Consider the following 10,210-nt stretch of genomic DNA (forward strand, 5'->3'; position numbering starts at 1 on the left):
GCTGTGCGACGGGTGCCGGGGAGCGGCGGGCCGGGTGTTGGGTCAGGCGACGAAGTCCCGGACCTGCTCGTATATGCCGTAGTCGTTGTTCATGTCGGTGTGCGAGACACAGCCGACCTCGACGTTCGTGGCGCCGCTGAGGATCGCGGTGGTGTCCGGGGTGAGCGCGTCGTCGCAGTTCGACCAGTAGCTGGCGTACGAGACGCTGCCCGGAGTCTCGTCCCCGGAGTTGAGCGAGGTCAGGAACGAGCTGCCGGTGTACATCTCCGAGCAGGACGTGTAGAGCCAGCGGCACCATCCGGCCACGGTCGTCCCGTGGTTGACCCCGGCTGTCGAGACGAAGTCGTCCACGTACGTCGTCCCGCCGAGGTTCTTCAGGTAGTAGCGGGAGTTGAGCGCGCCCATCGAGTGGACGACCAGGTCGACCTTGGAGGCCCCGGTCGCGGCGAGCACACTCTGGATCTTGGTCTGGAGCTGCTGGGCCGTCGTCACGTTCGACTTGGCCCAGTCGTACGACCAGGCGTGCAGCTCCGAGGAGGAGTAGCCGTCCTCCTGGAAGTAGGAGACCCATTCGTCCCAGCTGCTGGACGAACTGCTCAGTCCGTGTACGAAGACGACCGGGTTGTGGGTCGCGGCCTGAGCGGGGGACGCGGAGAAGGAGAGCGACAGAAGGAGCGTCGTGGCCACGGTCGAGAGAGCCGTGGCGACACGGCGCATGCGGCGCTGCATGGTGCCTCCTGAAACGGGTGGGGTTGCCAGGAGTGTCGGGGCGGGTCTACGCGCGCCGCATCGGTGTAATCGCCGGTCTTTACTGCCCGGTTAACTCGCCAGTAACGTGATGAGCGTGGTGACTCCGGTGAACCCCCCACGACTTCCGCATCGCTCGCCACCGTCCCCCATGAACGTGTGGTCGAGCCCGAACGCAGCGTCGGCCGTCGCGCCCACGCTGTCCGAAGGCGTGCGCGTACGCCTGCTGCACGCCGCCCACGGCGATCCGCGGGCCGCCGCGGAACTCGCCGCCGCCCTGACCCGACGGCAGCTCACGGGCCTCGACCCGCTCCCCGCCGAGCCCTTGGCGCTGGCCCCCGCCCTGCTGCGAACCCACCGGCGGGACGTACGGGCCCTGCCCGACGACACCCGCTTCCTGCTGCTCCTCGCCGCCGCCGACCAGTACCCGGTCCCGACGCACGCCTACGCGCGGGCCGTCACGGCGGCCCGGCTCGACACCCGCCCCCTCGACACGGCGGAGGCGGCGGGCCTCGCGCACGCCACGGTCCAGGGCATCGTCTTCCGGGACGCCTGGACCCGGATCGCCGTGTACGAGTCCGCGTCCATGACCGACCGGCGCGAGGCCCACCGCCTCCTCGCCGCGGTCCTCAGTGGCGAGGGCGAGAGACCCGGCCGGTCCTGGCACCGGGCCGCCGCCGCCCTCGGCCCCAGCCGCCGCCTCGCCGCCGAACTCCGCCTGGCGGCACGGGTGGCACGTGCCATCGGCGACCCCACCCTCGCCTCCGCCCTCGCCGAACGCGCCGCCACGCTCACCCCCGAACCGGCCGAACGCATGCCCCTGCTCGCCCAGGCCGCCGCCGAGGCCTGGCAGTCGGGCGACGGCGACCGGGCCCGCCGCCTCGTCGTCGCCACCGACGACGACGCTCTCGGCGGACTGCTCGCCCTGCGCGCCGGGAACGCGGCCGAGGCCTTCGACGCCCTGCTCACCGCCACCGTCCGGCACGTCGGCGACCACACCTCGGACAGGGCTGCCCATCTGTTGGCACGAGCCACCGAGGCCGCCATCTACACCGGGGACCTCCGCCGCTGCCGTGAGGCCGCCGCCGTCGCCGACGGGCTCGGCATCCTGCCGCCCAGCACCCTCGGCGCGCTCGCCGCCGCGTTCGAGGGACGCTACGACGACGCCCGGGACGTCCTCGAAGCCGCCGCCGGGCGCTGCGGTCCAGGCGGCGACCCCACCCAGCTGATCCACTCCGGGATCGCCGCCCTCCTCCTCGGCGACCACACCCGCGCCTTCACCGCCACCGCCCGCGCCGCCGCCTCCGCCCGGGCCCGGGGCGACACGGTCACCGTGCCGCAGGCCATGGAGTTCCGGGCCTACGCCGAGTTCTGGACCGGGCGCCCCAAGGCCGCCGAGGCCGCCGCCGTGGACGCCCTGCGCCAGGCGTACGCCACCGGGCAGGACAACGGGGCCTGCCATCTCCAGGCCGCCCTCGCGATGTTCGCCGCCGTCACCGGCGACGAGCAGGTGTGCCGGGAGCGCGCCGAGTCCGCCCGCGCGTACGCCCTGGAACGCGGCCTCGGACTCCCCGCCGCGCTCGCCATGTTCGCCCTGGCCTTCCTCGACCTGAGCACCGGCCGGTACGCCGCCTCGGCCGCCCGCCTCCGCGCGCTCGCCGGCTTCGGCCCCGGGCACGGGCACCGGGCCATCCGGCACATCGCCACCCCGCACTACGTCGAGGCCGCCGTCCGTACCGGCGACACCCGGGTGGCCCGCGCCGCGCACGCCGACTACGACCGCTGGGCCCGCACCGTCCGCAGCGCCGACGACCTCGCCCTCAGCGCCCGCTGCCGTGCGCTCCTCGCCACCGGGGAGGAGGCCGTCGAGCACTACCGCACGGCCCTCGACCTGCACGCGTCCGGCACCCGCGATTTCGAACGCGCCCGCACGGAACTGCTCTTCGGCAGCGCCCTGCGGCGGCTCCGCAACCGCACCGAGGCCCGCGACCGGCTCCACAGCGCCCTGGAGGCCTTCGACCACTTCGGCTCTCCGCACTGCGCGGCCCAGGCCCGCGCCGAACTCCGCGCCCTCGGCGAGCGCGCATCCACCGCCCCCGCCGCGGAAGACCTCGCCACCCGCCTCACCGCCCAGCAACTGATGATCGCCCGCATGGCCGCGGACGGCGCCACGAACCGGGAGATCGCCGCGCGACTCCTCCTCAGCCCCCGCACGATCGACCACCATCTGCGGGGTGTGTTCTCGCGGTTGGGGATCAGATCGCGGATCGAGTTGGTGCGGTTGCTGGGGGAGGGCGGCGGCTGAGGGGGACTTGGGACGTTGCTGCCCGGTGGCTCTGGCTGGGCGGGGGTCGGGTTCGCTCACCGCCGCTCGCCGGTTGCCCGCTGCGCCCACCCCTGCCGCCCCAGCGGCACGACTGCCCGCAACCAGGGCAGTTCGCACGACTGCCCGCAGCTAGGGCAGTTCGGCGGTTTCCCGTGCCGCGAAGGCTTCGGCGTCCCACGCCCCGCCCAAACCCGGCGCCAGCCAACCAGCGGCCCTCGCCCGGAAGTCGACCGGCTCCAACGCCCCCACCCCCGCCGGTACCGCCCCCAGCAGCGGGGCCCCTGCCACCACTGGTAGGTCCGCCAGGTTGCAGCGGGACGCCAGGTCGGGGGCAGCGGGCCAGCTGCCGATGACGACGCCTGCCAACTCCACCTCGCGCACGGCGAGTTCGCGGGACGTCAGCTCAGTCGTGTTCAGCGTGCCCAGCCCCGCCGAGGCGACCAGCAGCACCGGCGCGCCGAGCAAGCGCGCCGTGTCCGCCAGCGTGCCGCCCGCCTCGTCGAAGCGGACGAGGAGGCCGCCCGCGCCCTCGACCAGCACCAGGTCGTGGTCGACGGCCAGTTTGGCCGCCGTCTCGGCGACGTCCTCGGGGTGCACCGGAGGGATGCCGGACCGCCGGGCGGCGGTCGCGGGCGCCAACGGCTCCGGGTAGCGGGCGAGTTCGCGGACGGTCACAGCACCCGCGAGCCGTGCCACCTCGTCCGCGTCGCCGCGCTCGTCCGGCCGTACACCGGTCTGCGCGGGCTTGAGGACGGCCACGGACCGGCCGGCCGCCACGGCCACCGCCGCGACGGCCGCCGTGGTGACCGTCTTGCCGACCTCCGTGCCCGTCCCCGTGATCACCAGGACCGTCATGACATCCTCTTCCGTCATCCCGTCATCCCGCCGTCGCCGTCGCCGCCGCGCACACCGCGCGCGCGATCCGTGCCACGTCCTCGTCGCCCGTGACGTACGGCGGCATCGTGTAGACGAGATCGCGGAACGGCCGCAGCCACACGCCCTCGCGCACCGCGGCCGCCGTGGCGGCCCGCATGTCCACCGGCTGGTCGAGTTGCACGACCCCGATCGCGCCGAGGACGCGTACGTCCCGCACGCCCGGCACCTCGCGCACCGGCGCCAACCCTTCCCGCAGCCCCGTCTCGATCCGCTTGACCTCCGCGAGCCAGTCCTGACCGAGCAGCAGCTCGATCGAGGCACAGGCGACGGCCGCCGCCAGCGGGTTGCCCATGAAGGTGGGGCCGTGGGCCAGCACCGGCACCTCGCCCCGCGAGATCCCGTCGGCCACCCGGGCGGTGCACAGCGCCGCCGCCATCGTCATATAACCGCCGGTCAGCGCCTTGCCGACACACATCACGTCCGGTGTCACCGCCGCGTGGTCCGCCGCGAACAACGCACCCGTACGCCCGAACCCGGTCGCGATCTCGTCGAACACCAACAGCACGTCGTGCGTGTCGCACGCCTCGCGCAGCACCCGCAGATACGCGGGGGAGTGGAACCGCATCCCGCCCGCCCCCTGCACCACGGGCTCCACGATCACGGCGGCCAGTTCGTCGGCGTGCCGCTCGATCGCCGAGCGCAGCAGCTCCGCGTACGACTCCTCGTACTCGGCCGGCGGCGCGTCCACGAACACCTGCCGGGGCAGGACGCCCTGCCACAGTTCGTGCATCCCGCCCTCGGGGTCGCACACCGACATCGGCTGCCAGGTGTCGCCGTGGTAGCCGCCGCGCCAGGTCAGCAGGCGCCGCTTGCCGGGGCGGCCGAGGGAGCGCCAGTACTGCAGGCACATCTTGACCGCGACCTCGACGGAGACCGACCCCGAGTCGGCGAGGAACACATGCTCGAGCCCCTCGGGCGACATGTCGACAAGGTGCTTCGCCAGCCGCACGGCGGGCTCATGGGTGAGCCCACCGAACATGACGTGGCTCATCCGGCCGAGCTGCTCGCGCGCCGCCTCGTTGAGCACCGGGTGGTTGTAGCCGTGGATGGCCGACCACCAGGACGACATGCCGTCGACCAACTCGCCCGAGCCGTCCGCGAGCTGCAGCCGGACCCCGCTCGCCGACTGCACGACGAGCGGTTCCTGCCGGCCCGGCATGGGCCCGTACGGGTGCCACACATGCCGCCGGTCGAGCTCCAGCAGCTCGGGCACGCTCAGGTCGGGCAGATCAGGCATTGGGTGCGAGGTCGGTTCCGGCGCCCCGACGGCGTACGGCCACGAGATCCGTACGAGCCTCGCCCGTCGAGGTCTCTTCGGCCGGGGCCCCGGCGGCGGAGCCGCAGACACCGCCACCCGCGTGCGACCCACAGCCCGCGCCCGCGCTCTCGTGCGACCCGCAGCCGCCCGCCGCGTGCGACCCGCACCCGGCGCTCTCCTGGGACCCGCAGCCTCCACCCGCGGTGACGGTCGCCCGGTGTTCCGGCAGCGTCACCTGATCGGTGCCCTCCACCTCGAACCCGGCGTCCGCGATCATCTCCAGGTCGGCCTTGCCGGCCTGGCCCTCGCTGGTGAGGTAGTCGCCGAGGAAGATCGAATTGGCCAGGTGCAGGGCGAGCGGCTGCATCGTCCGGAGGTGTACCTCACGGCCGCCCGCGATCCGCACCTCGCTGTCCGGGCAGACGAACCGCACCATCGCCAGGATCCGCAGACAGCGCTGCGGGGTGAGGTTCCACTCCTTGGCGAGCGGGGTGCCCTCGAACGGGATCAGGAAGTTGACCGGCACCGAGTCCGGGTCCAGTTCGCGGAGGGAGAAGACCACGTCGACCAGGTCCTCGTCGCTCTCGCCCATGCCCGCGATCAGGCCCGAGCAGGCCGACAGGCCCGCCGCGTGCGCCTTCTGGACGGTGTCGACGCGGTCGGCGTACGTGTGCGTCGTCGTGATCTCGCCGTACGTCGCCTCGGACGTGTTCAGGTTGTGGTTGTAGGCGTCCGCGCCCGCCTCGCGCAGGCGTTCGGCCTGGCCGTCGGAGAGCAGACCGAGGCAGGCGCACACCTCGACGCCCTCGTTCTGGTCCTTGATCGTCTTGATGGTGTCGGAGACCCGGTCCACGTCCCGGTCGGTCGGACCGCGCCCGGACGCCACCAGGCAGACCCGCTTGGCGCCACCGGCGAGCCCGGCCGCGGCGGCCTTGGAGGCCTCGTCGGGCTTGAGCCAGCTGTACTTGAGGATGCCGGCCGTGGAGCCGAGCCGCTGGGAGCAGTAGGAGCAGTCCTCGGGGCACAGGCCGGACTTCAGGTTGACCAGATAGTTCAGCTTCACCCGGCGCCCGAACCAGTGCCGGCGCACCTTCCCGGCCGCGGCCACCACGTCCAACAGCTCGTCGTCGGAGGTGCCGAGGACGGCGAGCGCCTCGGCACGGCTCAGCGGCTCGCGCCGGAGCCCCTTGTCCACCAGCGTGTTCAGCAGGTCCATGAGAGCCGATCCTGTCCTACGGGACCGCTCCCGGCCAAGGAGAGTTCGGACAACAGAGTGGGATCGACGTGTGGGTATCACCACATCGTGGGCCGCCGGTCGTGCCGTTAGTGTCTGTGCACTGCCTACAAAAGCCCGGCGGCGCTGTCCACGACAGCCCCGGCGCCGCGGCCTGCCCGCACACACCACCCCGGAGGACCCATGGCGTTCGGCTGGATCGACGAGCAGGCGTCGGCACGCCGCCGGGCCGGGCTCGTACGCACCCTGCGCCCCCGTCCGGCCGACTCGCCGCTCCTCGACCTCGCGAGCAACGACTACCTCGGTCTCGCCCGGCACCCCGAGATCACCGAGGCCGCCGCAGAGGCCGCGCGCCGGTGGGGCGGCGGGGCCACCGGCTCCCGGCTCGTCACCGGCACCACCGAACTCCACGGCGAGCTGGAACGGGAACTGGCCGACTTCTGCGGCTTCGAGGCCGCCCTCGTCTTCTCCTCCGGCTACGCGGCCAACCTCGCCGCCGTCACCGCGCTCGCGCCGCACGGCTCCCTGATCGTCTCCGACGCGGGCAACCACGCCTCCCTCATCGACGGCTGCCGGCTGGCCCGGGGCACCACCCAGGTCGTCGCCCACGCCGACCCCGACGCCGTCCGCAAGGCGCTGGGCACGGGGGGCCAGGGGGCTGCCGTCGCCGTCTCCGACACGGTCTTCTCCGTGGACGGCGACGCCGCCCCGTTGGCCGGACTGGCCGCAGCCTGCCGGGAGTACGGCGCCGGGCTCGTCGTGGACGACGCTCACGGGCTCGGTGTCCTGGGCGACGGGGGCCGGGGCGCACCGCACGCGGCGGGGCTCGCGGGGGACCCCGACGTCGTCGTGACGGTCACGCTGTCGAAGTCGCTGGGCAGTCAGGGCGGTGCCGTCCTCGGCCCGGCGCACGTCATCGACCACCTGGTCAACGCGGCCCGGACGTTCATCTTCGACACGGGCCTCGCCCCGGCAGCGACCGGCGCGGCGCTCGCCGCGCTCCGGCTGCTGCGCCGCGAGCCGGAGCGGGCCGCACGGGCCCGCGCGGTGGCGAGAGAGCTGCACACACGGCTGACGGCGTCGGGCCATGAAGCGGTGCGGCCCGACGCCGCCGTGGTGTCCGTACGCGCGCCGTCACCGGATCAGGCGGTGCGGTGGGCGGCGGACTGCCGGACGGCGGGTCTCGTCGTCGGCTGTTTTCGCCCACCGTCCGTGCCGGACGGCGTCTCGCGGCTGCGGCTGACCGCCCGGGCGGATCTCACCGAGGGGCAGATCGGCCGAGCCGTGAGGATCATCGGCGATACGCGACCGTGAGTCGGCGTCCCGGCCGAGCGTCGCCGTAAGCGGAAGTACGTGTGCTGTCGGTGACGGTCACCGAAGCGTGGTGATGAATCCCTCCCAGGCCTCGGGGTCGAACAGCAGGGCGGGCCCCGCCGTGTTCTTCGAGTCGCGTACGGCCACAAGCCCGGCCCAGCGGCCGGACCCGGGACGGGCCGTCTCCACACAGTTGTTCATTCCTGTGCTGCGGCTGCTGCGCAGCCATCGCACTCCGCGCAGTTCGGCACTGGTGGGTACGTTCCGAGGCAGTGCGGACATGGTGCCTCCTTACGCGCCGGCGGCTAGCCCGGCGATGTAATCCAACGAGTCCTCGGGTGAAAGGGCGTGGATCTGAAGGGCGTTGAAGGCCTCGACATATGCCTTGAGGTCTTCTTTCCGCTCGAGGTAGAGGCTACTCGTCAAGTGGTCGAGAACAACCACATCCAGATCGGATGTGCTCCGAAATGAGAATATTACGAAAGGGCCCGTGACGCCGATGTGTGCCCCGGCAGTGAACGGGAGTACCTGCAGTCGCACTTGAGGAAGCCGCGCCGCCTCGACCAGACGGCCCAACTGCCGGGTCATGATCTCGGGACCGCCCACCTCACGTCGGAGAACGCCCTCGTCGAGCACGGCGCTCAGCTCCATCGGCGGGTTCGCGCGCAGAACCTCCTGCCGTGCGAGCCGCACTTCCACGAGCGCGTCGAGTTTGTCGTCTTCCAGCCCCTCCACCGCCGCCCTCGTCACCGCCCGCGCGTACTCGGGGATCTGCAGCAGTCCCGGCACCACCGAGGTCTCCAGCGTCCGCATCCCCCGGGCCTGCGACTCCAGGCTGATGAAGTCCCGGTACGTCGGCGGCAGCACACCCCGGTACGCGTGCCACCAGTTGTGCCGCCCACCGCCGTCCTCGGAACCCGCCAAAGCCAGGAGCAGCTCCCGTAATTCGGTGTCGTCGACCCCGTAAGCGTCCAGTAGTCTGCGCACGTCCGCGGGTTTCACCCCGCTGGCGCCCGTCTCGATCCGGCTCACCTTGGACTGGTGCCAGCCCACGCGATGGGCCGCCTCGATACTGGTCAGCGCGGAACGGGTGCGCAGGACACGCAACTCGGCACCGAGCTTGCGGCGGCGCACCGCCGGACCGTACTGCATGGGTTCCTCCTTCCGCCCGGCGCGCGAAGTCGGGGTGACGACAGAGGATGGACGAAGACCCCACCCAAATACGGTCGGCCGTCGGATAGTTCACCGCTTCGAGCGACAGATATATGCATATCTTGGTGGATCGCCACCCGTGACAGCCCAGGTAGTGGCAGTCTGGCGCGAAGCACCAGTCCGGGACCGTAGTCGAACCATCCGCTCCCTGTCGGACACCGGTCCCGTGGGAAAGGGACGCCTCGCCATGGCAGATCACCTGGAAGCATCCGTCACTCTGCCGAGCGATCCCGCCTCGGTGTCCGCAGCCCGGAACTACGTCGCCAGTGTGCTCGCCGAATGGGGCCTGCCGGGCGACACGGATATCGCGGACACCGTGCGCCTGATCGTGTCCGAACTCGCCACCAACGCCGTCCAGCACACCCTCGGTCAGTCGCCCACCTTCACCGTGGACATCGCGCTGGACCGGGACGAGCAACTGCGCATCGGCGTCACCGACAGCCATCCACGCTTTCCGAAACGTCTGCCCGCCGCCGTCCAGCAGGACAACGGCCGGGGCATGGTCATCATCCGCTGGCTGACCGCCGAGTGCGGCGGCAGGCTGAGCGTCAGACCCACACGGGAGGGCGGCAAGACGGTGGCGATCGAACTTCCGTGGACGGTCCCCGTACAGCCGGTCAGGACAGGCGGTCCGCAGGAGACCTGACAGGGCTCTCGCCCGCGGCCGGCGCCGATGTCGGCGTGCCGTCGCGGTCGCGGTCGGAGGAGCGTCCCACCAGCTTCGGGAGCACGCCCCAGAGGATCAGGCACACGAGGAGCGTGCCGGCCCCGGCGACGATCCCGGCCGTCCGGCCGAGCGTCACGTCCACGACGAGCAGGACGGATCCGGTGAAGGCCGGCATCAGCACGATCAGGCCCGCGGTGGCCAGCCGGGACGAGACCTGGACGATGGCGGGCTTGGCGTTCTGCTGGAAGAGCGAGCGGTGCAGGGCGGCGGGGGCGGTGAAGAGCGTCGCCGCGAGGACCGCCAGCAGCAGGGTGGTGACGTAGGTGGCGCGCTGTACGGAGTCCAGGTCCGGGAAGCGCGGTGTGAAGGCCAGCGTCAACAGGAACGCGAAGAGGATCTGTACCCCGGTCTGGGTGACCCGCAACTCCTGAAGCAGCTCGGAGAAGTTGCGGTCGGCGCGTTCGAGGGGTGTCTCGTTGCGTGCGGGGCGGGTGCGTTCGTCGGCCATGGATGAAC

Annotated in this window: 10 protein-coding genes; 3 read left to right on the top strand and 7 right to left on the bottom strand. The window is 72.2% G+C overall.

What is annotated here, in order from left to right:
* Nucleotides 1-42: 42 nt before the first annotated feature.
* Nucleotides 43-729 (bottom strand): esterase/lipase family protein, encoded by a 687-nt coding sequence (locus tag ACFU53_RS43115; RefSeq protein ID WP_384005253.1) that lies wholly within the window; start codon nucleotides 727-729, stop codon nucleotides 43-45.
* A 169-nt stretch (nucleotides 730-898) separates the two neighbouring features.
* Here ACFU53_RS43115 and ACFU53_RS43120 point away from each other — a divergent pair, with 169 nt between their 5' ends.
* Nucleotides 899-3,052 (top strand): LuxR C-terminal-related transcriptional regulator, encoded by a 2,154-nt coding sequence (locus ACFU53_RS43120; RefSeq protein WP_384005254.1) that lies wholly within the window; start codon nucleotides 899-901, stop codon nucleotides 3,050-3,052.
* A 150-nt stretch (nucleotides 3,053-3,202) separates the two neighbouring features.
* Here ACFU53_RS43120 and bioD read toward each other — a convergent pair whose 3' ends face one another.
* From bioD to bioB, 3 genes are read right to left on the bottom strand one after another with little or no spacing between them, the layout of a single operon-like run.
* Nucleotides 3,203-3,928 carry a dethiobiotin synthase gene (gene bioD, locus ACFU53_RS43125; protein ID WP_384005261.1) on the bottom strand — a complete coding sequence of 242 codons (726 nt, stop codon included), beginning with the start codon at nucleotides 3,926-3,928 and terminating at the stop codon, nucleotides 3,203-3,205.
* A gap of 22 nt (nucleotides 3,929-3,950) precedes the next feature.
* The gene (locus ACFU53_RS43130) at nucleotides 3,951-5,246 is read right to left on the bottom strand and encodes an adenosylmethionine--8-amino-7-oxononanoate transaminase (RefSeq protein WP_384005255.1); all 1,296 of its coding nucleotides are present in this window, start codon (nucleotides 5,244-5,246) and stop codon (nucleotides 3,951-3,953) included.
* A complete protein-coding gene (gene bioB / locus ACFU53_RS43135; RefSeq protein WP_384005256.1) occupies nucleotides 5,239-6,483 on the bottom strand; it encodes a biotin synthase BioB in 1,245 nt (414 codons plus the stop codon). The genes ACFU53_RS43130 and bioB overlap by 8 nt, the downstream gene beginning before the upstream one ends.
* Before the next feature lie 201 nt (nucleotides 6,484-6,684).
* On the opposite strand from bioB, the gene ACFU53_RS43140 reads away from it, so the two are divergent.
* Nucleotides 6,685-7,815: an 8-amino-7-oxononanoate synthase gene (locus ACFU53_RS43140; protein ID WP_384005257.1), complete on the top strand. Its 1,131-nt coding sequence runs from the start codon at nucleotides 6,685-6,687 to the stop codon at nucleotides 7,813-7,815.
* A gap of 57 nt (nucleotides 7,816-7,872) precedes the next feature.
* Here ACFU53_RS43140 and ACFU53_RS43145 read toward each other — a convergent pair whose 3' ends face one another.
* Nucleotides 7,873-8,097 (bottom strand): DUF397 domain-containing protein, encoded by a 225-nt coding sequence (locus ACFU53_RS43145; RefSeq protein ID WP_384005258.1) that lies wholly within the window; start codon nucleotides 8,095-8,097, stop codon nucleotides 7,873-7,875.
* A 9-nt stretch (nucleotides 8,098-8,106) separates the two neighbouring features.
* The gene (locus ACFU53_RS43150) at nucleotides 8,107-8,967 is read right to left on the bottom strand and encodes a helix-turn-helix domain-containing protein (RefSeq protein ID WP_384005259.1); all 861 of its coding nucleotides are present in this window, start codon (nucleotides 8,965-8,967) and stop codon (nucleotides 8,107-8,109) included.
* A 247-nt stretch (nucleotides 8,968-9,214) separates the two neighbouring features.
* Between ACFU53_RS43150 and ACFU53_RS43155 the strand changes: the two genes are divergently transcribed.
* On the top strand, nucleotides 9,215-9,673 hold the full coding sequence (locus ACFU53_RS43155) for an ATP-binding protein (protein ID WP_384005260.1): 459 nt from the start codon (nucleotides 9,215-9,217) through the stop codon (nucleotides 9,671-9,673).
* Here the strand turns inward: ACFU53_RS43155 and ACFU53_RS43160 are convergent.
* Complete coding sequence (locus tag ACFU53_RS43160; protein WP_384005262.1) at nucleotides 9,645-10,202, bottom strand: DUF6328 family protein; 558 nt, start codon at nucleotides 10,200-10,202, stop codon at nucleotides 9,645-9,647. The genes ACFU53_RS43155 and ACFU53_RS43160 overlap by 29 nt on opposite strands.
* Between the last annotated feature and the right edge of the window lie 8 nt (nucleotides 10,203-10,210).

The sequence above is a fragment of the Streptomyces sp. NPDC057474 genome (genome assembly GCF_042802555.1).
Classification (GTDB): domain Bacteria; phylum Actinomycetota; class Actinomycetes; order Streptomycetales; family Streptomycetaceae; genus Streptomyces.

Excerpts from the sequence above, each read along its gene's own strand:
- ACFU53_RS43115 (WP_384005253.1), bottom strand. The coding sequence starts at position 729 with ATGCAGCGCCGCATGCGCCGTGTCGCCACGGCTCTCTCGACCGTGGCC.
- ACFU53_RS43120 (WP_384005254.1), top strand. The coding sequence starts at position 899 with ATGAACGTGTGGTCGAGCCCGAACGCAGCGTCGGCCGTCGCGCCCACG.
- bioD (WP_384005261.1), bottom strand. The coding sequence starts at position 3,928 with ATGACGGTCCTGGTGATCACGGGGACGGGCACGGAGGTCGGCAAGACG.
- ACFU53_RS43130 (WP_384005255.1), bottom strand. The coding sequence starts at position 5,246 with ATGCCTGATCTGCCCGACCTGAGCGTGCCCGAGCTGCTGGAGCTCGAC.
- bioB (WP_384005256.1), bottom strand. The coding sequence starts at position 6,483 with ATGGACCTGCTGAACACGCTGGTGGACAAGGGGCTCCGGCGCGAGCCG.
- ACFU53_RS43140 (WP_384005257.1), top strand. The coding sequence starts at position 6,685 with ATGGCGTTCGGCTGGATCGACGAGCAGGCGTCGGCACGCCGCCGGGCC.
- ACFU53_RS43145 (WP_384005258.1), bottom strand. The coding sequence starts at position 8,097 with ATGTCCGCACTGCCTCGGAACGTACCCACCAGTGCCGAACTGCGCGGA.
- ACFU53_RS43150 (WP_384005259.1), bottom strand. The coding sequence starts at position 8,967 with ATGCAGTACGGTCCGGCGGTGCGCCGCCGCAAGCTCGGTGCCGAGTTG.
- ACFU53_RS43155 (WP_384005260.1), top strand. The coding sequence starts at position 9,215 with ATGGCAGATCACCTGGAAGCATCCGTCACTCTGCCGAGCGATCCCGCC.
- ACFU53_RS43160 (WP_384005262.1), bottom strand. The coding sequence starts at position 10,202 with ATGGCCGACGAACGCACCCGCCCCGCACGCAACGAGACACCCCTCGAA.